Raw genomic sequence first — 25,105 nt, 5'->3', positions numbered from 1 at the left:
CCGGGCGCGGCGGCGCCGTTCGCGGTCAGGACCGGGGGATGCCCTGGGCCGCCCCCGGGCGGGGGCGGCCTCGCTCTCACACCGCGCTCGGCGCCGCCACCGGGGCGTTCGCCGCACGTGTCGCGACAAGCGACTCATGGATCTCGCCGGCCCGCACAGCGGTGTTGGACAGCAGTGTCGAGGTGATGCCGTGGGTGTGCTCGGTGCCCCCTTGCAGGTAGACGCCGGCCACCACATGCGGGGCCGTGACGACCCGGTGGTCGCGTCCGACGAGTATCGCGTCCTCCTCGTCGCGCAGGCACAGCTTGCCCACTCCGCCGAGGCGCTCCCCGATGTCCTGCGGACGGTAGCCCGTCGCGTGGACCAGCAGATCGGCGCCGAGTACCTCCCGTTCGCCGGTCGGCAGGTACTCCACCGTGATGTCCAGCCCGTCCTCGCGCGGTTCGACCTCGCGGATCCGGGAGACGTTCAGCATGCGCAGCCGCTGCTGTCCCTGGACCTTCTCTTGGTACATGGTCCTGGAGAGGGCCTCGATCAGCTCCATGTCCACCACGGAGTAGTTGGTGGAGCGGTGGTAGTCGAAGAGCGACTGCTTCACGCCGCGCGGCGCGTTGTAGTAGATGTCCACGGCCTCGGGATCGAAGATCCGGTTGGCGAAGGGGCTGTCGTCGGCGGGTGTGTAGCCGTACTTGGAGAAGACCGAGCAGATCTCGGCGTCCGGGAAGCTGCGGTGCAGATAGTCGACCGCCTCCGCGGCGCTCTGTCCGGCGCCGAGCACCACGGCCCGGCGCACCGGGGCGTTCCGGCCGGCCAGCTCCGCCACGCGGGGCATCAGCTCGCTGTTGTGCCAGACCCGGTCGGACAGCACCGTTCCGGGCGGCAGATGGGGCTCCATGCCGGTGGCCACACAGACATTGTGCGCGCGGCGTACGATCAGCCGCTCGGCGTCCGCCGGGTCCCGGCTGACCACCTCGAACCACCGCACCTCGCCCTCCACCGTCACCGGTTCCACCGAGACGACCTCCGCGGAGTACTCCACGAGCGTGTCCACCCGGGCCGCGGCCCACTCGAAATAGTCGTGGAACTCGATACGCAGCGGGAACAGCGTCTTCTGGTTGAGGAAGTCCACCAGCCTGCCCTGCTCCCGCAGGTAGCACAGGAAGCTGAAATCGCTCGTGGGATCCCGCATCGTGACAAGGTCCTTGAGGAACGACACCTGCATGGTGGCGTCGTCGATGAGCATGCCCCGGTGCCAGCCGAAACGCGGTTGCTTCTCAAGGAATCCGGCGTGGATCCGTTCGTCGGGGGGTACTTGTTCGTTCCGCTCCTGAATCGCTATCGCGAGCGCCAGGTTTGACGGCCCGAAGCCGATCCCCAAGACGTCGTAAATGGTGTCCGGCTCACTGTGCAGTGTGTTCACCGCGTCATCGCCTCCCTCGGCAGCCACATATTAGATAAGGTAAGGCTTACCTTGCAATGTCTGAGGAGGATTCACCATGCGGGTCGTCATGTTCGGCTACCAGACCTGGGGCCATCGCACGCTGCAGGCTTTGCTGGACTCCGAGCACGAAGTGGTCTTGGTGGTGACGCACCCCAAGAGTGATCACGTCTACGAGAAGATCTGGGACGACTCGGTGGCCGAACTGGCCGAGAAGCACGGCGTCCCCGTGCTGCTGCGCAACCGCCCCGGCGACGAGGAACTGCTCCAGGCGCTGCGGGAGGCGGCACCCGACATCATCGTGGCGAACAACTGGCGGACCTGGCTGCCGCCGGAGATCTTCGACTTCCCGCCGCACGGCACGCTCAATGTGCACGACGCGCTGCTGCCCTCCTACGCCGGCTTCTCACCGCTCATCTGGGCGCTGATCAACGGCGAGCCGGAGGTCGGCGTCACCGCCCACCGCATGGACGGCGACCTCGACATGGGTGACATCGTGCTCCAGCGCTCCGTGCCGGTCGGACCGGCCGACACCGCCACCGACCTCTTCCACAAGACGGTCGATCTCATCGGCCCGATCGTGCGGGAGGCCCTGGAGAAGATCGAGTCGGGCACGGCCGAGTGGACCAAGCAGGACCGCTCCCGGGCGAGCTTCTTCCACAAGCGGTCCGTCGAGGACAGCAGGATCGACTGGACCTGGCCCGCCGAGGACCTGGAGCGGCTGGTACGCGCCCAGTGCGACCCGTATCCCAACGCCTTCACCCATCACCGGGGAGAGCGCATACGGATCGTCTCCGCCGCCGTCTCCCGGGCGCGTTACGGCGGCACTCCCGGACGCATCTTCATCCGGGAGGACGACGGTGTGGTCATCGTCGCGGGCGCCGAGGCGCGCACCGGCCGGTGCCGGGGGCTGGTGATCAAGCGGCTGCGCACGGAGGACGGTGTCGAGCACGCCGCCACGGACTACTTCCGTACCATGGGCGGCTATCTGACCGGCCGTCCGTGAGGGCGGTGCGCCGCCGGACGGGTACGGCTGGGTAGCCGGCCGCGCTCGCGCCGACCACTCGCCCGGCCGGGAGCGCGGCGTCACGGACGCGCCCTCCCGGCCGGGCCGGTGCGGCGGAGGACCCCGGTCAGGTCGCCGTCCCCGTGACCGCGACCGGATCGCCGGCGGGATGATGACGGCTGACCGGGATGATCATCGGCGTGCCGCTGACCGGGTCGGTGGCGACCTGGCAGCGCAGCCCGAAGACCTCTTCCACCGTCGGGGCCGTGATCACCTCGCCGGGCGGCCCCTGCGCGACGATCGCGCCGGCCTTCATCGCGATGACGTGATCGGCGTAACGGCACGCCTGGTTGAGGTCGTGCAGGACCATGACGACGGTGCGCTTCTCGTGCCGGTTGAGGTCCGTGATCAGATCGAGTACATCGATCTGGTGGGCCATGTCGAGGTAGGTCGTCGGCTCGTCGAGCAGCAGGACCGGGGTCCCCTGGGCCACGGCCATGGCGATCCAGGCGCGCTGGCGCTGGCCGCCGGAGAGTTCGTCCACCGGACGGTGGGCCAGCTCCGTCATCGAGGTGGCGCGCAGCGCGTCCGCCACGGCCTCCTCGTCGCCCCTGGACCACTGCCGCCACCACGTCTGATGCGGTGAACGGCCCCGGCCGACCAGGTCGATGACGGTCAGGCCCTCCGGCGCGACCGGCGCCTGCGGCAGGATGCCGAGCCGCTGGGCCAGTTCCCTGGTCGGTACGGACTGGAGTGAGCGCCCGTCGAGCTGTACGGAACCGGCGCGCGGAGTCAGCAGCCGCGCGAGCGCCCGCAGCAGCGTGGACTTGCCGCACGCGTTGGCACCGACGATCGCGGTGATCCGTCCCGGGGGGATGGCGACGTCGAGGTCCTCGACGACGACGCGGTTGTCGTACGCCAGCCGCACGCCCTCGGCCCGCAGGTCGGGGTAGCCGGGGTCCACGGAGTTCGATGACATGTGTTCAGCCTCCTGAGCCGACGCGGTTGGCACGGACGAGCAGCCAGAGCAGGACGGGAGCGCCGAGGACTCCGGTGACGACACCCACCGGAAGCTCCGTGCCCGGGATCAGCTTCCGGGCGATCAGATCGGCGGACAGCACGGCGAGCGCCCCGGTCAGCCCGGAAGCCACCGGCGGCGGCCAGGCCGTACTGGCCAGCCGCTTGGCGATCTGAGGCGCGGCGAGCGCCACGAAGGCGACGGGCCCCGCCGCGGCGGTGCCGAAGGCCACCAGACCGACACCGGTGAGCAGCGTGGCCAGCCGGACCGGCTGCACCGGGGTGCCCAGGCTCGTGGCGACATCGTCGCCGAGTTGCAGGGTGCGGATCCAGCGGCCGAGCAGGAGTGCGGCGGGCACGAGTACGGCCATCGCCGTGGCCAGCGGGCCGACCTGGCCCCAGCCGCGGCCGTTGAGGTTGCCGGTGAGCCAGCCGAGCGCCGCCTGCGCCTCGAACTGGGCGCCGTGCGCCATCAGATAGTCGGTGGCGCTGGTGCAGATCCAGGAGATGCCGATGCCGACCAGCACGATCCGGTAGCCGGTGGTGCCGCGTTTCCACGCCAGCACATACACGAGCAGCGCGGCGAGCAGCGCCCCGGACAGGCCGAGCACCTGTGTGCTCGGGCCGGCGTCCCAGCCGAGGACCATGCCGGCGACGACCGCCGCGCCCGCGCCCTGAGTGATGCCGATCATGTCCGGGCTGGCCAGCGGATTGAGCGTCATGGTCTGGAAGAGCGCGCCCGAGATGCCGAAGGCGATCCCGACGAGCAGCCCGGCCAGCGCCCGGGGCAGCCGCAGTTCCCGGACGATGAGCTGGGTGCCGGGGTCGCCGGTGCCGGCCAGCGCGCGCACCACATCGGTGATGCTCAGAGGGATGTCCCCGACGGAGATCCCCACGCAGAACACGAGGAGGGTCGCGACGGCCAGGGTGAGGCAGACGGCGAGCAGCCGGGGCCTGAGCACACCGGAGACGGGCGGCGTGCCGAACCGGAAGGTGAGGCGCCCGGACGTAGGGGCGGCGAGCAGACCCCGCTGACCGGTCGGACTGGTCTGACTGGTCATTTTCACAACTCCGCGAGTCGGCGGCGGCGGACCATCGCGATGAAGAACGGGCCGCCGACAAAGGCGACAAGAACGCCCGCCTGGATCTCGACCGGCGGTGCGATGACGCGCCCGGCGATATCGGCGATGAGCAGCAGGGCCGGAGCGAGCACGGCGGACAGGGGCAGCAGCCACCGGTGGTCGGGGCCGATACCGGCGGCCTGGGTGAGGATCCGCGCGATGTGCGGAACCACCAGCCCGACGAAGACCACGGGGCCGATCACGGCCACCGCGCCACCGGTGAGAAGGGTCACGGCCGCGACGCCCTGGACACGTATCAGCCCGAGCCGCAGTCCCAGCGAGGACGCCACGTCGTCACCGAGCGCGAGGCTGTTGAGCGCGGGTGTGGTGGCCAGCGCCAGTACGGCGCCGACAGCGAGGAAGGGCAGCACCTGGAGAAGGGCGTCCGTGCTCTGGCCGGAGAGCGATCCGGCGCCCCAGAAGCGGTAGCGGTTGAGCGCTTCCGGGTCGGTCAGAGCGATACCGCTGGTCAGCGAGGTCAGCATTGAGGTGATGGCGACTCCGGCCAGCGCGAGCTTGACCGGGGTGACACCGGACCGGCCGAGCCCGCCGAGCACATAGGCCAGGACGCTGGCGCCCAGGGCGCCGGCGAAGGCGAACCAGATGTAACCGTAGAGCGAACCGAGTCCGAAGACCCCCACGGACAGTGCGATGGCGAAGGCCGCGCCGGCGCTGACCCCCAGCATGCCGGGGTCGGCCAGGGGGTTGCGGGTCAGTGCCTGCATGAGCGAGCCCGAGAGCCCGAGGGCCGCGCCCGCCGCCAGACCGAGCGCGGTCCTGGGTATGCGCACGGACCAGATCACATTCTCGATCCTGGTGTTCGGCGCGTGGCCGAACAGCGTTTCGACGACCTGGCCGAGCGGTATGCGCACGGCGCCCAGCGCGATCGACAGCAGGCACAGAGCGAGAAGAACGGCGCCGGGCAGTACCACGAGAAGCACCGCGCGGGGAGCTCTCGCCCGGGTCACCGAGCTTTCTCCACGTCAACATCCTTAGGTGAGGCAGACCTTAAATGTAGTCCAGGGCCGATGCGTGATCTCGAACAGGTGGCCCCTATTGGATTAGGTAACCCTTACCTTAGTATGTCGGCGACTCCGGCTCCACAGAGCCGGGACCGAACTGCTGGGGAGGCGCGGCCACCGTGTCCGGGATCGAAGAAGTTGTGGATTACTGGCGGCACTTGCTCGCGCCTCTCTCTCCGGAGACGGTGCTGCCGACCGACCACCCCTACCCGCCGGCGCCGTCCGGGCGCGAGCGCGTCCGGAGCAGCCGTACGGTCCGGGACACCAGGGGCGCGACGGACCAGGAGCTGATCGCCGCCTACTTCGCGCTGCTGCACCGCTACGGCGGCGCACCGGTCATCACGGTCGGCCATGGCGCGCTGCCCCTGCGCGTCGACCTCGGCGGCGAGCCGTCCTTCAGCGAGTTGGTGCGGCGGGTGACCGAGGCGCTGGAGGCGGCGAGGGCACACCGCGTGCCGCCGGCCGCCCTGGCCGCCGAACTGAGCCCCGACCCGACGCGCGGCGGCGGGCTGTTCTTCAACACGGCCTTCGACACGGCCCCCGGCACGGACTCCGCCGCCGGCCAGGAAACCGGCTCCCTCGACCTGGCGCTGGAGCTGACCTCCGAGGGCATACGGGCGACGTACTGCCCGGACCTCTTCGAGGAAGCCACCGTCGACCGGCTGCTCGGCCACTACGAGACCCTGCTGGCGGACGGACTCGCCCGCCCCGGCGTGCCGGTGGCCGCGCTGGAACTGACGGGCCCGGAGGAGAACCACCGGCTGCTCGTCGAATGGAACGCGACCGGCCATACCGTGCCGCCCGCCACCTGGCCCGCCATGTTCGCCGAGCGCGTCGGCGAGCGCCCCGACGCGGTCGCGCTCGTCTTCGGGGACGAGCGGCTCACCTATGCCGAACTGGACGAGCGGGCCAACCGCCTCGCCCATACCCTGATCGCCCGGGGCGCCGGTCCCGAGCGGGTGGTGGCCCTCGCCCTGCCGCGCTCCGCCGAGATGATCGTCGCCGAGGTCGCCGTGCTGAAGTCCGGCGCCGCCTATCTGCCGGTCGACCCGGACTATCCGGCCGACCGGATCGCGTACATGCTGGCCGACGCCGATCCGGTCTGCCTTGTCACCATGTCGGACACCATGGACGGCGTTCCGTCGCGGGACGGCACGGCCCGGATCGTGCTCGACCTGCCGGAGACCGCCGCCGAGCTGGCCGGGCGCCCCGCCCACGACCCGACCGACGCCGACCGCGGCGCCCCGCTCACCGTCCTGAACGCCGCGTACGTCATCTACACGTCCGGCTCCACCGGCCGGCCCAAGGGCGTTGTCCTCTCCCACACCGGTGTCGCCAAGCTCGTCGCGACCCAGAGCGAACGCTTCGGTGTCGGCCCGCACAGCCGGGTGCTGCAGTTCGCCTCGCCCAGCTTCGACGTGGCCTTCTGGGACCTCTGCCTCGGCCTGCTCTCCGGTGGCCGTCTGGTCGTCGTCCCGGCCGAACTGCGGGTGCCCGGCGCGCCGCTCGCGGACTACGCCAACGCCCAGGGCATCACCTTTATGATCCTGCCGCCGGCCCTGCTCGCGGCCATGCCCGACGATGTCCTGCTGCCGCCCACCGCCACACTGCTGGCCGGAACCGAGCGTGTCTCGCCCGAGCTGGTGGGGCGCTACGCGCGCGGCCGGATGATGTTCAACGCGTACGGCCCGACCGAGGCGACCACCAACTCCACCCTGGGCCTCTGCGACCCGGCCACCCCGGCCGGCACGATCGTCCCCATCGGTGTCCCCGACCCCGGCACCCGCGCCCATGTCCTCGACGCGCGGCTGAAGCCGGTGCCCGCGGGCGTCCCCGGTGAGCTGTATCTCGGCGGCGAGGGCCTGGCCCGCGGCTACCTCGGCCGGCCCGGCCTCACCGCCGAGCGGTTTGTCGCCGACCCCTTCGGCGCCCCGGGCGAGCGGCTCTACCGCACCGGCGACCTGGTGCGCTGGAAGGCGGACGGGCGGCTGGAGTTCCTCGGCCGCGCCGACACCCAGATCAAGATCCGCGGCTTCCGGGTGGAACCCGGCGAGATCGAGTCCGTACTGCGCCGCCATCCCGCCGTCGGGCAGGTCGCGGTGGTGGCCCGCGAGGACCGGCCCGGTGACCGGCGGCTCGCCGCGTATGTCGTCCCCTCGCTCGACGCCGGACCCGGCCAGGACGAGACCGAGCGGGTCGAGGAGTGGAAGGACCTCCACGAACTCCTCTACAGCGCCGCCGGATCCGAGGGCTTCCAGGAGAACTTCGCCGGCTGGAACAGCATGTACGACGGCCGGCCCATCCCCGTCGAGGAGATGCGCGAGTGGCGCGACGCCACGGTCGACCGCATCCGTGGCCTGGGTGGCCGCCGCGTTCTGGAGATCGGTGTCGGCAGCGGGCTCATCCTCTCCCGGATCGCGCCCGACAGCGACGCCTACTGGGGCACGGACGTCTCGCACGAGGCGGTACGGGCGCTGCGCGCGCAGGTGGACGCCGTGCCGGGACTGGCCGGCCGCGTCGAGCTGCGCGCCCAGCCCGCCCACGACATCGACGGCCTGCCGGAAGGGTTCTTCGACACCGTCGTCATCAACTCCGTCGCCCAGTACTTCCCGAGCGCGGGCTACCTCGCCGATGTGCTGCGCAAGGTCTCGGGACTGCTCGCCCCCGGCGGCAGTGTCTTCGTCGGCGACCTGCGCAATCTCCGGCTGCTGCGCTGCCTGCGCGCCGCCGTGGAGACCGGCCGGGCCGCGCTCGACCACGAGAGGGCCGACAAGAGCGCCCTGCGCGCCGCCGTCGAGCGGTCCGTGAGCTGGGAGGGCGAGCTGCTGCTCGATCCCGACTTCTTCGCGGCGCTCGGAGACTTCGACGCCGATGTGCTCGTCAAGCGCGCCACGTACCACAACGAGCTCAGCCGCTACCGCTACGACGTGGTCCTTCGCACGACCCGACCGGCGCCGCGGGACGGCGACACGTCCACGGCGCCCGGCGGTCGCGACATCCCGGCGGCACCGGACGAGCGCGAAGCACGCTGGTCCGGCCTCGGCGGACTCAGCGAGGTGACGGACCTGCTCGCCGGACGGCCCGCACGGCTGCGGGTCACCGGTGTGCCCAACGCCCGTCTCACCGACGACCTCGGCGCGCTGCGCGCCCTGGAGGACAGCAGCAGCCCCGATCTCGGCGGAGCCGACCCCGAGGACCTCCACCGCCTCGGTGCCGAACACGGCTACCGGGTCGCCGTCACCTGGAACGGCCACGCCGACGACGGCGCCCTCGACGTCGTGTTCTCCGAGGGCGAGGGACCGGCCTCCGCGCCCTACCGGCCGGGCCGGGTGTTCCCGTACGCCAACCGGCCCGCGCCCTTCCGCGACATCACCGCGCTGATGAAGACCCTCCGGGCACACGCCGACGAGTGGCTGCCGGAATACATGGTGCCATCGGCCTTCGTGCCCGTGGACCGGCTGCCGGTCACCCCCAGCGGCAAGCTCGACGAGAGGGCGCTCCCCGCACCCGACTACGGGGCGCTCAGCTCCGGCCGGGCTCCGCGTGACCCGCGCGAGGAACTGCTCTGCGGCCTCTACGCCAACGTGCTCGGGCTGCGGTCGGTCACCATCGACGACGACTTCCTCGCCCTCGGCGGCGACAGCATCACCGCGATCCAACTGCTGGTCAGGGCGCGCAGGGCCGGGATCAGGCTCACTCCGCGCGATGTCTTCCGGCACCGCACGGTCGCCGCGCTCGCGGCCGTCGCCATGGACGGCGACGGGGCCGCCGCCACGACGGGCGACACCCCGCTCATCGCGCTCACGGCGGACGAACTCGCCGAGATCCAGGGCACGGACCCGCTCACGGTCGAGGAGACGCTGCCGCTCAGCCCGCTCCAGGAAGGGTTCTTCTTCCATGCCCTCGTCGGCGGCCAGGACGGCGACGCCTATGTGGTCCAGCAGGTCATCGAACTGACAGGACCCGTCGACGGCGAAGCCCTGCGCCGCGCCGCGCAGGGACTGCTCGACCGGCATGCCCCGCTGCGCGCGGCCTTCCGGCAGCGCCCGGACGGCCGGCCCGTGCAGATCATCACCGGCCCCACGGCACTGCCCTGGCGCGAGGTCGACCTGTCCGCGCGGGACGAGCCCGCGCGGGGCATGGAGGCCGAGGCCGTCGCCGCCGAGGAGCGCGCCCACCGCTTCGACCTGGCCCGGCCGCCACTGCTGCGCTGCGCGTTCGTGCGGCTGGGCGCCGAGAGCGCCGTCCTCGTGCTGACGTTCCATCACATCGTGGCGGACGGCTGGTCGTTGCCCGTGCTCCACCGCGAGCTGATGGCCCTGTACGGAGGACAGGCGGCGCCGCTGCCCGAGGTCGCCCCGTACCGCGCCCATCTGCGGCACCTGTCCGGACTGGACCGCGAGGCCGCCCGCACGGCCTGGCGGACCGCCCTCGCCGGTCTCGACGAACCGACCCGGCTGGCCGGCCCGCCCGGAGCCGGCGCGCCCGTCCCCGAGCAGATCCGGGTCGAACTCTCCGAGCGGACCACCGCCCGGCTCGCCGCCAGGGCGCGCGAGCACGGTGTCACCCTCGGCACGGTCGTCCAGGCCGCCTGGGGCCTGCTGCTCGGACGGCTGACCGGCCGGGAGGACGTGGTGTTCGGTACCACCGTCTCCGGCCGTGACGGCGAGGTCGACGGCATCGAGTCCATGGTCGGCCTGTTCATCAACACCCTGCCGACCCGTTTCCGCTGGGCCCCCGCCGACCCGCTCTCGGCGCTGCTCGGCCGCCTCCAGGACGAGCAGGCCCAGCTCCTCAGCCACCAGCATCTCGGCCTGGCCGAGATCCAGCGGATCGCCGGACTCGCGGGCAGCGGCGAACTCTTCGACACACTCCTCGTGTTCGAGAACTACCCGGCGGACACCGACCTGCGCGACCCCTCGGGCACCGTCCGGATCTCCGGACACGAGTTCCACGACGCGGTCCACTATCCGCTGGCCCTGATCGTGAAGCCGGGCCGACGGCTCGACCTGCGTCTGAAGCACCACGCCGACCGGCTGGACGGCACCGCCGTACGCGCGGTCGCCGACCGTCTCACCCGGATCCTGGAAGCACTGGCCGAGGACCCCGCGCGGCCGGCCGGCCGGATCGAGCTGCTCTCGCCGCCGGAGCTCACGCAGGCCCGGCTCGCCGGTGCCGTGCGTGAGGTCCCCGGGACCACACTCGCCGCCGCCTTCGAGGAAAGGGTGGCCCGTACGCCGGACGCCACGGCCGTGGTCTTCGGCGACGAGCGCCTCACCTACGCGGAACTCGACGCCCGCGCGGAGTCCCTGGCCGCGCGGCTGCGCGACCGCGGCGCCGGTCCCGAGCGGATCGTCGCGGTCGCCGTCCCGCGCTCGGCGGAGCTGATGACCGCCCTGCTCGGCGTCCTCAAGTCCGGCGCCGCCTACCTCCCGGTCGACATGGACTACCCGGCCGACCGGGTGACCCATATGCTCACCGACTCCGGCGCCACCGTCGTGGTCACCACCGCGGATACCGCCCCGGGGCTGCCCGCCGTGGCGGGCCTCGGCACACTCGTCCTCGGCGCCGGGGAAGCCCCCGCCGCCGGGCACCGGCCCGAGGCACGGACCCGCCGCGCCCCGCACCCCGACGACCCCGCGTACCTGATCTACACCTCCGGGTCCACCGGCCTCCCCAAGGGCGTCCTCGTCACCCACCGCGCCATCGTCAACAGGCTGGCGTGGATGCGGGACGAGTACGGCCTGACGGCCGGCGACCGCGTGCTCCAGAAGACACCCGCCAGCTTCGACGTGTCCGTCTGGGAGTTCTTCTGGCCGCTCACCGAGGGCGCCGCCGTCGTCCTCGCCAAGCCCGACGGCCACCGGGACCCGTCCTACCTCGCCGCCCTCGTCCGCGAACAGCGCGTCACCGCCATGCACTTCGTGCCCTCCATGCTCGAAGCCTTCCTGGCGGCCGACGAGGTCACCGCCGATCCCCGCTGGGCAGCCAGCCTGCGCCACGTCTTCAGCAGCGGCGAGGCCCTGACCGGCTCGGCGGCGGCCCGCTGGCAGGCGCTCACCGGTGTGCCGCTGCACAATCTGTACGGTCCGACCGAGGCCGCCGTCGATGTCACCCACCACACGTACGACGGGGAGACCGGCGCCACCGTGCCCATCGGGCGGCCGGTGTGGAACACGGAACTCCGGGTGCTCGACGACTGCCTGCGGCCCGTCCCCGCCGGGACCCCCGGCGAGCTGTACCTGGCCGGTGTCCAGTTGGCCCGCGGCTACCACGCCCGCCCGTCACTGACCGCGGCACGGTTCACCGCCGACCCGTACGGCCCGGCGGGCAGCCGGATGTACCGCACCGGTGACCTGGTGCGGCGCCGCGCCGACGGGGTGATCGAGTACCTGGGCCGTACGGACCGGCAGATCAAGCTGCGCGGCAACCGGATCGAGCCCGGCGAGATCGAGGCCGCGCTGGTGCGCGAGGCGTCCGTCGCCCAGGCGGCCGTCACGGTACGGGACAACGCGCTCGTGGCGTACGTCGTGCCCGCGAAGGACGCGCACCCCGACGCCACCACGCTCCGGGCCGCGCTCGACCAGGGCCTGCCCGCGCCCATGGTGCCCGCCGCGTATGTCGTCCTCGACGCCCTGCCGCTCACCCCCAGCGGCAAGCTGGACCGGAACGCGCTCCCCGCGCCGGAGGCCGTACGCGCCGCCGCCCGCGCCCCGCGCGACGCCCGCGAACAGACGATGACCGAGATCTTCGCGGCCGTGCTGAAACTGGCGGACGTCTCCGTCGACGACGACTTCTTCCTGCTCGGCGGCGACAGCATCAGCTCCATCGGTGTCTCCAGCCGCGCCCGCCGCGCGGGCCTCGGCCTGAGCCCACGTGACATCTTCGAGCACCGCAGCCCCGCCGCGCTCGCCGCCGTCGCGACCACGCACCAGGAGCGGGAGCCGCAGGACGCCGGGACCTCCTCCTTCCGGCTCACCCCCGAGGAGACGGCCCGGGTGGAACGGCTCGTCCCCGGCGCGGTCGAGGACATCTGGCCCCTCGCGCCGCTCCAGGAAGGTCTGTTCTTCCACTCCACGTACGACAACAGCGCACTGGACGTCTACACCGTCCATGAGTCCTTCGATTTCGCCACCCGGGTCGACGCCGGCCGGCTGCGCGCGGCCACGCGGGCGCTGCTCGCCCGCAACCCCAGCCTGCGCGCCGGATTCACCAGCGAAGGACTGCACCAGCCCGTCCAGTTCATCGTCCGCGACCCCGAGATCCCGCTCGACGAGGTCGACCTGTCCGGTCTGCCGGACGACGAACAGGACGAGCGGCTGCGGGCGTTGATGGACGCCGAACGCACCCGCCGGTTCGACCTCGCCCGGCCGCTGCTCTTCCGGATGCTGCTGGTCCGCCTCGGCGAGGAGCGGGGCGACCGGCTGGTCATCGGCCGCCACCTCATCCTCTGGGACGGCTGGTCGGCCTGGCTCTTCCTCGACCAGCTCTTCGCCCTGTACGAGAGCGGCGGAGACCCGGCGGGACTGCCGCGCCCCGGCTCGTACCGCGGCTACCTCGACTGGCTGGACCGACAGGACACCGAGCAGGCCACCAGCGCCTGGCGGGTCGCGCTCAGCGGTCTCGACGAGCCCACGCTGCTCGTCCCGACCGCCGCCGACCGGGGCCTCGAACCCGTCATCCCGGAAAGCCTCGACATCGCTCTCCCCGCCGCAGCGAGCGAACGGCTGCGCGACACCGCGCGCCGGCACGGCCTGACCCTGAACACACTGCTCAACGCCGCCTGGGGGCTGGCCCTGGCGAGCGCGACCGGCCGCACCGACGTGGTCTTCGGCACCACCGTGGCAGGACGGCCGAGCGAGGTGCCCGACGTCGAGAACGTCATCGGCATGTTCCTCAACACCGTGCCCGCGCGCATCGACTTCGACCCGGCGGAGCCGGTCCTGGCCCTGCTGCGCCGGATCCAGGCGGAACGCCTCGAACTGATGCCGCACGAATACCTCGGGCTCGGTGTCCTCCAGGCCGAGACCGGCCACCGCCGCCTCTTCGACACCCTCTTCGTGCTGCGCAACGCCGACACCGAGGACCGGCTCGCCGAGTTGCGCGACCGGCACGGCGCCACGGCCGTCGCCAATGTCGACGCCACCCACTACCCGGTCAACCTCGTCGTCACGCCCGGCCACCAGGTGCGGGTCACCCTCGCCCACCGGCCCGATCTGATCGCCCGGGACTACGCCGAAGGACTGCTGGCCCGCTTCACCCTGCTGCTGGACCGGCTCACCGAGGACCCGGCCGCCCCGGTCGGCGGTCTCGACGCGATGCTGCCCGCCGAACGCGGCGCCCTGGCACGGGAACACGCGGCGAGCCGCGAGCCCGTACCGCACGAGACCGTCGCCGACATGCTGGCGGCCCAGGCGTCCCGTACCCCGGAAGCGACCGCGATCGTCTTCGGCGCGCAGTCGCTGACCTACGCGGAGCTCGACGCCCGCTGCGACCGCCTGGCCCGGCTGCTGCTCGCGCGCGGCGCCGGTCCCGAGCGCGTGGTGGCGCTCGGACTGCCGCGCTCCGTCGACATGGTCGTGGCGCTCTTCGCCGTCCTGCGCACAGGAGCCGCCTATCTGCCGCTGGAGCTCGACTATCCGGCCGACCGCCTCGCGCTGATGCTGGCGGACGCCCGGCCGCTGCTGCTGGTGTCGACGGCCGAGGTGTCGAGGACCCTGCGGGGCGAGGTCCCGCGCGTCCTGCTGGACGACCCGGAGACCGCCGCCGAACTGGCCGGGCTGCCGGCCGGGCCGCCCGACCTCCGGTTCAGCCTGGAACACCCGGCGTACGTCATCTACACCTCAGGTTCCACCGGCCGCCCCAAGGGGGTCGTCACCCCCTACCGCGGCCTGACCAACATGCAGCTCAACCACCAGAGGGAGATCTTCGCCCCCGCCATAGCCTCGGCCGGAGGCCGCCGGCTGCGCATCGCGCACACCGTGTCCTTCGCCTTCGACATGTCCTGGGAGGAGCTGCTCTGGCTCGTCGAGGGCCATGAGGTCCACATCTGCGACGAGGAGCTGCGCCGGGACGCCGAGGCGCTGGTGGCGTACTGCGAGGACCACCGCATCGACGTCGTCAATGTCACGCCGACCTACGCCCATCTGCTCATCGAGGAAGGACTGCTGGAGGGCCACCGTCCGCCCCTGGTCCTGCTCGGCGGCGAAGCGGTCACCGAGACCGTCTGGAACCGGCTGCGGGACACCGAGGGCACCTACGGCTACAACCTCTACGGCCCCACCGAATACACCATCAACACCCTCGGCGGCGGCACGGACGACAGCCCGACACCGACCGTGGGCCGCCCGATCCGCGCCACCAGGGCCCACGTCCTGGACGCCTGGCTGCGCCCCGTCCCCGACGGCGTCCCCGGCGAGCTCTACATCTCCGGCACCGGCCTCGCACGCGGCTACCTCGACCGGCCGGGCCTCACCGCGGAGCGGTTTGTGGCCGACCCGTTCGGAGAGCCCGGCGAGCGCATGTACCGCACCGGGGACCTGGTACGGCGGCGCGGCGACGGCAATCTCGACTTCCTCGGCCGTACCGACGACCAGGTCAAGGTGCGTGGATACCGCGTCGAACTCGGCGAGATCGAGAACGCGCTCGTCCAGCACCCCGAGATCTCCCAGGCCGCCGTGCTGGCCAGGGAGGACCAGAGGGCGCCCGGCACCCGCCGGCTGATCGGATATGTCGTCCCGGCCGAACTCACCGACGCCGCGCGGGAGGCGGCCGAGCGCGACCAGATCGGCGAGTGGCAGGAGATCTACTCCGCCGAGTACACCGAGATCAGCACCGCCGTCTTCACCGAGGACTTCGCCGGGTGGGACAGCTCGTACGACGGCGCCCCCATCCCGCTGGAGCACATGCGCGAGTGGCGGGCCGCGACCGTCGAACGCATCCGTGAGCTGCGCCCGCGCCGGATCCTGGAGATCGGTGTCGGCTCCGGCCTGCTGCTCGCCCAACTGGCTCCGGACGCCGAGGCCTACTGGGCCACCGACTTCGCGGAGCCCGTCATCCGCAAGATCGGCGAGGATCTGAAGCGCGCTCCGGAGCTGGCGGCCAAGGTGGAACTGCGCGCCCGGCCCGCCCATGACCTCGCAGGACTTCCCGAGGGATTCTTCGACACCGTCGTCATCAACTCCGTCATCCAGTACTTCCCCAGCGCCGGTTATCTGACCGACGTCATCAACGGGGCGATGGACCTGCTCGTCCCCGGCGGCGCGCTGTTCGTCGGAGACGTCCGCAACCTGCGCCTGGCCAGGCCCTTCCAGGCCGCCATCCAGCTTGCCAGGGCCGGTGACGGCGCGGACCCGGAGACCGTCCGGCGGGCCGTGGACCGGGGCCTCGCCCTGGAGAAGGAACTCCTCGTCGACCCGGACTACTTCAGCACCCTGGGCTTCGGTGTCGATCTCCGCACCAAGACCGGGCGCCACCAGAACGAACTGACCCGCTACCGGTACGACGCCGTGCTCTACCGCGAGGCGGCCGACGCGCCGCGCCTCGACGAGGTCCCGGCCCTCGACTGGCCCGGGATCGAGGCCGCCACCGCACACCTGCGCGAACGGCGCACGGAACGGCTGCGCCTCCGGCGTGTCCCCGACGCCCGTACGGCGCGCGAACTGGCCGCCATGCGCGCCCTGGACGCGGGCCGCGCACCCGGCGCGGCGCCCTCGGGAGTGGAGCCCGACACGCTGCGTGAGCTGGGAGCGAGCCTCGGCTACCGGGTACTCACCACCTGGTCCGACGAACCCGGCGGCTATGACGCCGTGTTCATCGGCGACGCGCCCCGCTCCGGATTCCGCGTCACCGCGGGCCTCCACCTGCCGGGCGACACCGGCGCGGCGCCCGTCCGCCATGCCAACACGCCGGCGACGACACGCGGCACCAGCACCCTGATCCAGCGCCTGCGCGAGGACCTCGGCCGGCGCCTGCCCGACTACATGGTGCCCGCCGCCTTCGTGGTGCTGCCGGGACTGCCGATGAACGACAACGGCAAGCTCGATGTCCGCGCCCTCCCCGACGCGGAACCGGCCGTCGCCCTCAGCAGCGGACGCGGCCCCGAGACGCCCACGGAGGAGACCCTCTGCCGGCTCTTCGCCGAGGTGCTCGGGCTGCCCGGGGCCGGCGCCGAGGACAGCTTCTTCGACCTCGGTGGGCACTCGCTGCTCGCCACCAGGCTGATCAGCCGCGCCCGCACCGAGCTGGGCGCCGAGCTGGCCATCCGGGACCTGTTCGAGGCGCCGACCCCGGCACTGCTCGCGCTCAGGGCCGACAGCGGCAGGACCGCCCGGCCCGCGCTGGAGACCGCCGCCGTCCGTCCCGAGCGGATTCCGCTCTCCGCGGCGCAGCGGCGGCTGTGGCTGGTGGAGCGGCTCAGCGGCGGCGGAGCCGCCTACAACTTCCCGCTGGTCTTCCGGCTGCGCGGCGAGCTGGACCTGGGAGCCCTGCGGACCGCGCTGCGCGACGTGGCGGGACGGCACGAGTCCCTGCGCACCCGGTTCCGGGAGCACCAGGGCGAGCCGTACCAGTGGATCGTCCCGGCCGGCCAGGCCGATCCGGAGTTCACCGTGACGGACTGCTCCGAAGAGGAGCTGCCGGAGCGTATCGAGGCCGCCAAGCGGCGCCCGTTCGACCTCGGCGCCGAACTCCCGCTGCGGGCCGAGGTGCTGCGGATCGGCGCCACCGACCATGTGGTGGCCGTGATGCTGCACCACATCACCACCGACGAATGGTCCGACCGGCCCTTCCTCGCCGATCTCGACGCCGCCTACGCGGCGCGCTCGGCGGGCCGGGCGCCCGACTGGACGCCGCTGCCGGTGCAGTACGCGGACTACACGCTCTGGCAGGAGAGGCTGCTGGCGGACGTCGGCGAACGCCAGGCCGCCTACTGGACCGAGACCCTCGCCGGGATGCCCGAGGATCTGGCACTGCCGCTGGACCGGCCGCGCCCGGCGCGGGCCACCGGCCGTGGCGGCACGGTGCGTGTGGAACTCCCGGCGGAGACCGGCGGCGCCCTGCGCGAGCTGTCCGGCGAGCGCGGCGTCAGCATGTTCATGCTGTTCCAGGCCGCGACCGCCACCCTGCTGCACCGGCTCGGCGCGGGGGACGACATCCCGCTGGGCGCGCCCATCGCGGGACGCACCGACGCGGCGGCGGACGACCTGGTCGGTTTCTTCGTCAACACTCTGGTGCTGCGCACCGATCTGTCGGGCGATCCGACCTTCGGCGACCTGCTCGGCCGGGTACGGGAGGCCGCGCTGGCCGCCTTCGAGCACCAGGACCTGCCCTTCGACCATGTCGTCGAAGCCGTCAATCCCACGCGGGTGGCCGACCGCAACCCGCTCTTCCAGGTGATGCTCGGCTACCACTACCGGCCGGACGGCGATCCCGACCTGCTGGGGCTGGAGACCGAGTGGTTCGACATGGACACCGGCACGGCCAAGTTCGACCTCGACTTCACCTTTGTCGACCACGGCGCCGGCCGGCCCATCGCCCTGGTCCTGGAGTACGCCGAGGACCTGGCCGACCCCGAGACGGCCGGACTGCTCGTGGAGCGCCTGGTGGCGCTGCTCGAACAGGTCGCCGCCGCACCGGACCGGCCGGTGGGGTCCCTGCGCGTGCTCACCGACGCCGAGGCCACAGCGGCCGTGACCACCTGGAACGACACGGACCGCCCGGTCGAACGGCGCACTGTGCCCGAGCTGTTCGCGGAGACCGTACGTGCCCGGCCCGACCAGGTCGCCCTGGTCACCGGCGGTGCCCGGCTGACCTTCGCCGAGCTGTCCGCGCGTGCGGACGCCGTCGCCGGGCTGCTGCGCCGGCGCGGCGCCGCGCCGGAGACGGTGGTCGGCCTGGCGCTGCCCCGCCACGAGATGGTCCCCGCCATCCTCGGCGTCCTAGCCTCGGGGGCGGCCTATCTGCCGCTCGACCCGGAATACCCGGCGGACCGGCTGGAGTTCATGCTCACCGACGCGGCGCCGCTGTGCGTGCTCACCACCACCGGCCTCGCGGCGAAACTGCCGAGCACCGGCCACGAGACGCTGCTGCTGGACGATCCGGCACTCCTCACGGACCCGGCCGGCGACCATGTCCCCGTCGCACCGGCCGCGCCGAACCCCGCCGCGGCCGCTTACATCATCTTCACCTCGGGCTCCACGGGCAGGCCCAAGGGCGTGGTCGGCACCCACCGCGGCCTGAGCAACCTGTTCGCCTCCCACCGGGAAGACCTGATCGAACCGGCCGAGCGGGCCGCGGGAGGCGCCGCGCTGCGCGCCGTCCACGCCGCGTCGTTCAGCTTCGACGGCTCCTGGGACCCGCTGCTGTGGCTGCTCGCCGGCCATGAGCTGCATGTGGTCGACGAGGCCACCATGACCGACCCGGCGGCCCTGCTCGGCCATCTCGACGAGCACCGGATCGACTACGTCGACCTCACCCCGACCTACCTGCGGGAACTGATCCACCACGGCTTCCTGGACCCCGGCCACCACCGGCCCGGTGTACTCACCGTGGGCGGCGAGGCCACTCCGGCGCCGCTGTGGGAGCGGCTGTGCGCCCTGCCGGACACGGTGGTGCACGACCTGTACGGACCGACCGAGTGCGCCGTGGACGCCTACGGCTGGCACGGCGGCGACCCCGGGTGGGCGGCTCCCGTCGGCAATATCCGCGCCCATGTGCTGGACGGCTCGCTCCGCCCGGTCCCGGTGGGGGTGGCCGGTGAGCTGTACCTCGCGGGTGAGGGCCTCGCCCGTGGCTACCTCAACCGGCCGGGACTGACCGCGCAGCGGTTCACCGCGGACCCGTTCGGTGCTCCGGGCAGCCGGATGTACCGTACCGGCGACCTGGCCCGCCGCAACGCCGACGGGACCCTCCGGTTCCTGGGCCGGGCGGACGACCAGGTCAAGCTGCGCGGCTTCCGTATCGAGCTGGGCGAGATCGAGTCACTGGTGGCCGGACGTCCCGAGGTGGCGGCCGCCGCCGTCGTCATACGGGAGGACACGCCGGGGATCCCACGGCTGGTGGCCTACGCCGTGCCGGCGCCGGGACACACCCCGGATCCGGCCGCGCTGCGGGCCCACGCCGCGGCGGCGCTGCCGGAGCACATGGTCCCGGCGGCCTTTGTGACGGTGGAGTCGCTGCCCCGCACCATCAGCGGCAAGCTGGACCGGGCCGCGCTGCCGGCGCCGGACTTCTCCGCCGCGCTGTCCGGGAGGCGGCCACGCACCCCGCGTGAGGAAATCCTCTGCGAGCAGTTCGCCGACGTGCTCGGCGTGGAACGGGTCGGCATCGACGACGACTTCTTCGCGCTCGGCGGCCACTCGCTGCTGGCCATGCGCCTGGTCGCCAAGGTCCGCTCCGCGCTTGGCGCGCAGGTGTCGCTGCGCGCGGTGTTCGACGCGCCGACCGTGGCCCGGCTGGTGACCAGGCTGGAGGCGACCGGGGAACCGAGGCCCGCGCTGGTGGCACGGCCGAGGCCGCGACGGCTCCCGCTCTCCTCGGCCCAGCAGCGGCTCTGGGTGCTCCACCAGGTGGAGGGCCCGAGCGCCACGTACAACATCCCGTCCGTCTGGCGGCTCTCCGGCGCCCTCGACCCGGAGGCGCTGCGCGCCGCCGTGCGTGACCTGGCGGAGCGGCACGAGACGCTGCGCACGGTCTTCCCCGAGGAGGAGGGCCGGGCCTACCAGAAGGTGCTCGATCCGGCCGAGTACGACCTCACGGTCGAGGTCGTGCCCGCCGACGAGGAGAGCCTCGCCGGGCTGCTGGCCGGCGCCGCCGCCCACGGCTTCGCCCTCGACCGCGAACCGCCGCTGCGGGTCACCGTGTTCCGGCTCGCCGAGGACGAGCACGTACTGGTGGTCCTGGTGCACCACATCGCCGGTGACGAGTGGTCGGACCTGCCGCTCACGCGCGATCTGACGACCGCCTACGCGGCGCGGGTCGCGGGCCACGCGCCGGACTGGGCGCCGCTGCCCGTGCAGTACGCCGACTACACGCTGTGGCAGCGCGACGTCCTGGGCGACGAGAAGGACCCGCGGAGCCCGGTGTCCCGGCAGATCGCCTTCTGGCGGGGGGCGCTGGCCGGCCTTCCCGAGGAACTGGCGCTGCCCACCGACCGGCCGCGCCCGATGGAGAGCAGCTACCGGGGCGGCACCGTCGACCTCTCCCTGGACCCGGAGCTGGCACGGTCCCTGCGCGAGCTGGCCCGAAGCGGCGAGGTCAGCATGTTCATGCTGGTCCAGGCCGCCGTGGCGACGCTGCTGACCAGGCTGGGCGCCGGCGCCGACATCCCCCTCGGCAGTCCCATCGCCGGGCGCGGCGACGAGGCGCTGGAGGACATGGTCGGTTTCTTCCTCAACACACTGGTGCTGCGCACCGACACCTCGGGCGATCCCTCCTTCCGTGAGCTGCTGGCCCGGGTCAGGGAGACCGATCTCGCCGCCTACGACCACCAGGACGTGCCCTTCGAGCGGCTCGTGGAGGTGCTGAACCCACCGCGCTCGCTCGCCAGGCACCCGCTGTTCCAGGTGATGGTCGTCTATCTGGCCGCCGGACCGGCGGGCCCGGTGCTGACCGGACTGACGTCCCGACAGGAGGAACTCGGCCAGGACACGGCCAAGTTCGACCTGTCCTTCGACTTCGTGGAGGAGCCGGACGGCGGCGGGGTGCACGGCGTTCTGGAGTACAGCACCGATCTGTACGACCGGGCGACGGCGGAGGCGATCGCCGGGCGCCTGCGGCGCGTGCTGCGTGCCGTGGCCGCCGATCCGGACCTGCCCATCGGCCGGATCGAGATCCTCGGCGAGGAGGAGCGCCGCCGAGTTCTGCGTGAGTGGAACTCCCGGCCGCTGACGGCCGCGCCGGCCACCGTGCCCGCGCTGTTCGAGCGCCAGGCACGGCTGTCGCCCGGGGCACCGGCCGTGGCCTCCGACTCCCTGGAGCTGACCTTCGCCGAACTCGACGCGGAGTCCAACCGGCTGGCCCGGCTGCTGGTGGAACACGGCGCGGGACCCGAGCGCATCGTCGCCCTGGCACTGCCGCGTACCGCACGGACCCTGCTGGCCATCCTCGCGGTGCAGAAGGCGGGCGCCGCCTATCTCCCGGTCGATCCCGAGGGCCCTGCGGGGCGTACCGCGGAGATGCTCGACGACGCCCGGCCGGTACTGATCCTCACCACCCGGGACCTCGCTCCGCTGCTGCCCGGATCATCGGTGCCGGTCCTGCTGACGGACACCGCCGAGACGGCGGACCGGCTGGCCGGGACGGAAGCGCGCGCCCTCACGGACCGCGACCGGACGGCCGCGCTGACTCCGCGCCATCCCGCCTATGTGATCTACACCTCCGGTTCCACCGGCAGGCCCAAGGGCGTGGTGATCACCCATGAGACCGTGGGCAATCTCTTCCACAGCCATCGCGAGACGCTGTACGAACCGGCTGTCGCGGCCACGGGCAGACGCCATCTGCGCGCGGGGCACGCCTGGTCGTTCTCCTTCGACGCCTCCTGGCAGCCTCAGTTGTGGCTGCTGGACGGACACTGTGTGCATGTGGTGTCCGAGGAGACCAGGCGTGATCCGGAACTCCTGGCGGCGGCCGTCGTCGAGCACGGCTTCGACTTCCTCGAAGTGACGCCGTCGTTCTTCGCCCAGATGGCCGAGACGGGACTCGTCCGGGACGGCCGCAGCCCGCTGGCCGTGGTGGGAGTCGGCGGCGAGGCCGTCCCGCAGGCGCTCTGGGAGCGGCTCGGCCGGCTGCGCGGCACCGAGGCGTACAACCTGTACGGGCCGACCGAGTCGACCGTCGACGCCCTGGTGGCCCGAGTACGTGACAGCGAACGCCCCCTGGTCGGCCGTCCGGTCGCGGGCACCCGGGCCTATGTCCTCGACGACCGGCTGCGGCCCGTGCCGCCCGGCGTGACGGGCGAGCTGTATCTGGCGGGCGGCGGACTGGCCCGCGGCTATCTCGGCCGCCCGGCTCTGACCGCGGAGCGGTTTGTCGCCGACCCGTTCGGAGCGCCGGGCTCGCGCCTGTACCGGACCGGCGACCTGGCGCGCTGGACCGCCGACGGCCGGCTGGACTATCTGGGCCGGGCCGACGACCAGGTCAAGATCCGTGGCTTCCGTATCGAACTCGCCGAGATCGAGACGGCACTGGCCGCCCATCCGGACGCCGGGCACACCGTGGTGACGGTCCGTCAGGACGGCTCGCGCAAGCAGCTCGTGGGCTATGTCGTACCGGCTCCCGGCCGTTCGCCCGACGCGGCGCGGCTGCGGGACCATGTGGCCCAGCACCTGCCGGACTACATGGTGCCGGCGGCGGTCGTCCTGCTGGACCGGCTGCCGGAGCTGGCCAACGGCAAGCTCGACCGCAACGCTCTGCCCGCTCCCGACTTCACCGCGGTCTCCTCGGCCCGCGCGCCCCGGACACCACTAGAGAAGACCCTCTGCGGGGTCTTCGCCGAGGTGCTGGGTCTGGAGCGGGTCGGTGCCGACGACGACTTCTTCACCCTCGGCGGCGACAGCATCGTGGCGATGCAACTGGTCAGCAGGGCGCGGGCGGCGGATGTACGGATCACGCCCCGCATGGTCTTCAGGCACCGTACGGTGGCGGGGCTGAGCGCCGTCGTGGCGGAGACGGCCGGGGTCCCCAAGGCGCCGCGTACACCGGACGACGGCACCGGCACCGTCCCGCTGACGCCGGTCATGCACTGGCTGCGGGAACTCGGCGGGCCGTTCGGCGGCTACCACCAGGCGGCGCTCGTCCAGACCCCGGCCGCACTCGACCGGCCCGGACTGGCCGCCGTACTGCGGGCGCTGGCCGACCGCCACGACATGCTGCGAGCCCGGCTCGTCCGGACGGATCCCGCCGACTGGACCCTGGAGGTACCGCCCGTCGGCGCGGTGGACACCGACGCCTGGATCGAACGGGTCGATGTCGCGGGACTGGACGGGGACGCCCTGCGCGAGACGATCGCGGCACGGGCGCGCGCCGCCCGGAGCGCGCTGGACCCGGACACCGGCGCCATGGTCAGGGCGGTGTGGTTCGACGCCGGCGGTCTGCCGGGGCGGCTGCTGCTGATGGGCCATCACCTGGTCACCGACGGTGTCTCCTGGCGTGTGCTGCTGCCGGACCTGGCCGCCGCCTGGCACGACGTGGCGGCCGGAAGGCCCGCTGTCCTCGCCCCGGTGGAGACGTCGTTCGCCCGCTGGTCGCGGCTGCTGACCGAGCTGGCGCGGGACCCGGCGCGGGAGGCGGAACTGCCCGTCTGGACCTCGGTGCTCGAAGGCGCCGCGCCGCTGCCCCTGGACCGGCCCCTGGACCCGGCCCATGACACGGCGGGCACGATGCGGGAACTGGCCCTGCGGCTGCCGACGGAACGCACAGGGCCACTGCTGTCCGCCGTACCCGCCTCCTTCGGGGCGACCGTCAACGACGTGCTGCTGGCGGGGCTCGGCCTGGCCGTGGCCGACTGGCGGCGCCGCGACGGCTCGGACGCGGACTCCTCGGTGCTGGTGGACCTGGAGGGGCACGGCCGTGAGGAGGAACTGGCCGGGGACGCCGATCTGTCCCGTACGGTCGGCTGGTTCACCAGCGTCTTCCCGGTCCGGCTGGACCCGGGCGCGGTCGACCTGGACGACGCTCTGGCCGGCGGTCCCGCCGTCGACGAGGCGGTGGACCGCGTCCGGAGCCATCTGCGGTCCCTGCCCGCGAACGGCGTCGGCTACGGCCTGCTGCGGCATCTCAACCCGCGTACGGCGCCGGTGCTCGCGGCGTTCGACGCACCGCAGATCGAGTTCAACTATCTGGGCCGCTTCGGCATCCCGGAGGCCACCGACTGGTCCTACGCTCCCGAGGAGGACGTCGCGGACATCGGCTCGGAGGAGGCGATGCGGGAGGGCCACGCGCTGAGTGTCAACGTCGTGACCGAGGACCGTCCGGACGGCCCTGTCCTGGCCGCCCACTGGTCCTGGCCGGAGGGCGTGCTGTCCCGGGAGGCGGTCCAGGCCCTGGCCGAGACCTGGTTCCGGGCGCTGGAGGCCCTGGTGGACCGGGCCGCGACAAGGGAACGTGGGAACGACGTGCCGTAGCCGGCCGCTGCGGCAGGAGAGAAACCCGGTGCCGGGACGACCCGGCACCGGGCCCGTACAGGAGGAGAACGCACGATGAGCAATCCGTTCGAAGACCCCGAGGGCGTCTACTCGGTGCTGGTCAACGACGAGGGCCAGCACAGCCTGTGGCCCGGCTTCGCCGAGGTGCCGGCGGGCTGGGAGGTCGCGCACGGCCCCGGCGACCGGCAGTCCTGCCTGGACCACATAGAGGCCAACTGGACCGACATGCGGCCGAAGAGCCTGGTGGAGTCCATGGGCGAGTAGTGCCCGCCAGGCATACGGAAGGGGGCGGGGCCGCGTCGGTGACCCGGCGGAAGCGGGCGGCCTCACGGTCACAGAAGATCCCGCCCCAGCTGAAC

The 25,105-nt window shown here is 72.6% G+C and carries 7 protein-coding genes and 1 pseudogene; 3 read left to right on the top strand and 5 right to left on the bottom strand.

The window, feature by feature from the left end:
* Positions 1 to 76: 76 nt before the first annotated feature.
* Entirely contained in the window at positions 77 to 1,420 is a 1,344-nt protein-coding gene (locus tag ABZ707_RS29695) for a SidA/IucD/PvdA family monooxygenase (RefSeq protein WP_360180775.1), read from the bottom strand.
* Positions 1,421 to 1,496: 76 nt separating this feature from the next.
* On the opposite strand from ABZ707_RS29695, the gene ABZ707_RS29690 reads away from it, so the two are divergent.
* Complete coding sequence (locus ABZ707_RS29690; protein WP_360180772.1) at positions 1,497 to 2,444, top strand: methionyl-tRNA formyltransferase; 948 nt, start codon at positions 1,497 to 1,499, stop codon at positions 2,442 to 2,444.
* A 127-nt stretch (positions 2,445 to 2,571) separates the two neighbouring features.
* Here the strand turns inward: ABZ707_RS29690 and ABZ707_RS29685 are convergent, their stop codons facing one another.
* The 3 genes from ABZ707_RS29685 to ABZ707_RS29675 are packed head-to-tail and all read right to left on the bottom strand — an operon-like array spanning position 2,572 to position 5,550.
* Positions 2,572 to 3,423: an ABC transporter ATP-binding protein gene (locus ABZ707_RS29685; protein WP_360180770.1), complete on the bottom strand. Its 852-nt coding sequence runs from the start codon at positions 3,421 to 3,423 to the stop codon at positions 2,572 to 2,574.
* A gap of 4 nt (positions 3,424 to 3,427) precedes the next feature.
* Entirely contained in the window at positions 3,428 to 4,522 is a 1,095-nt protein-coding gene (locus ABZ707_RS29680) for an iron chelate uptake ABC transporter family permease subunit (protein WP_360180768.1), read from the bottom strand.
* A 2-nt stretch (positions 4,523 to 4,524) separates the two neighbouring features.
* Positions 4,525 to 5,550, bottom strand: coding sequence for an iron chelate uptake ABC transporter family permease subunit (locus ABZ707_RS29675; RefSeq protein ID WP_360180766.1), 1,026 nt, complete (start codon positions 5,548 to 5,550; stop codon positions 4,525 to 4,527).
* Positions 5,551 to 5,723: 173 nt separating this feature from the next.
* On the opposite strand from ABZ707_RS29675, the gene ABZ707_RS29670 reads away from it, so the two are divergent.
* Positions 5,724 to 24,725, top strand: coding sequence for an amino acid adenylation domain-containing protein (locus tag ABZ707_RS29670; protein ID WP_360180764.1), 19,002 nt, complete (start codon positions 5,724 to 5,726; stop codon positions 24,723 to 24,725).
* A 75-nt stretch (positions 24,726 to 24,800) separates the two neighbouring features.
* Complete coding sequence (locus ABZ707_RS29665; protein ID WP_360180762.1) at positions 24,801 to 25,010, top strand: MbtH family protein; 210 nt, start codon at positions 24,801 to 24,803, stop codon at positions 25,008 to 25,010.
* A gap of 34 nt (positions 25,011 to 25,044) precedes the next feature.
* On the opposite strand, the pseudogene ABZ707_RS29660 reads toward ABZ707_RS29665, so the two are convergent.
* Positions 25,045 to 25,105, bottom strand: a pseudogene (locus ABZ707_RS29660) (DUF6421 family protein); the annotation flags it as partial.

It is taken from the genome of Streptomyces sp. NPDC006923 (genome assembly GCF_040635655.1).
Lineage (GTDB): Bacteria > Actinomycetota > Actinomycetes > Streptomycetales > Streptomycetaceae > Streptomyces.
This window is presented reverse-complemented; position numbering and strand designations above follow the sequence as displayed.

What these genes read in the sequence shown, in the direction of transcription:
- ABZ707_RS29685 (WP_360180770.1), bottom strand. Translation starts at nt 3,423, where the DNA reads ATGTCATCGAACTCCGTGGACCCCGGCTACCCCGACCTGCGGGCCGAG.
- ABZ707_RS29665 (WP_360180762.1), top strand. Translation starts at nt 24,801, where the DNA reads ATGAGCAATCCGTTCGAAGACCCCGAGGGCGTCTACTCGGTGCTGGTC.
- ABZ707_RS29690 (WP_360180772.1), top strand. Translation starts at nt 1,497, where the DNA reads ATGCGGGTCGTCATGTTCGGCTACCAGACCTGGGGCCATCGCACGCTG.
- ABZ707_RS29680 (WP_360180768.1), bottom strand. Translation starts at nt 4,522, where the DNA reads ATGACCAGTCAGACCAGTCCGACCGGTCAGCGGGGTCTGCTCGCCGCC.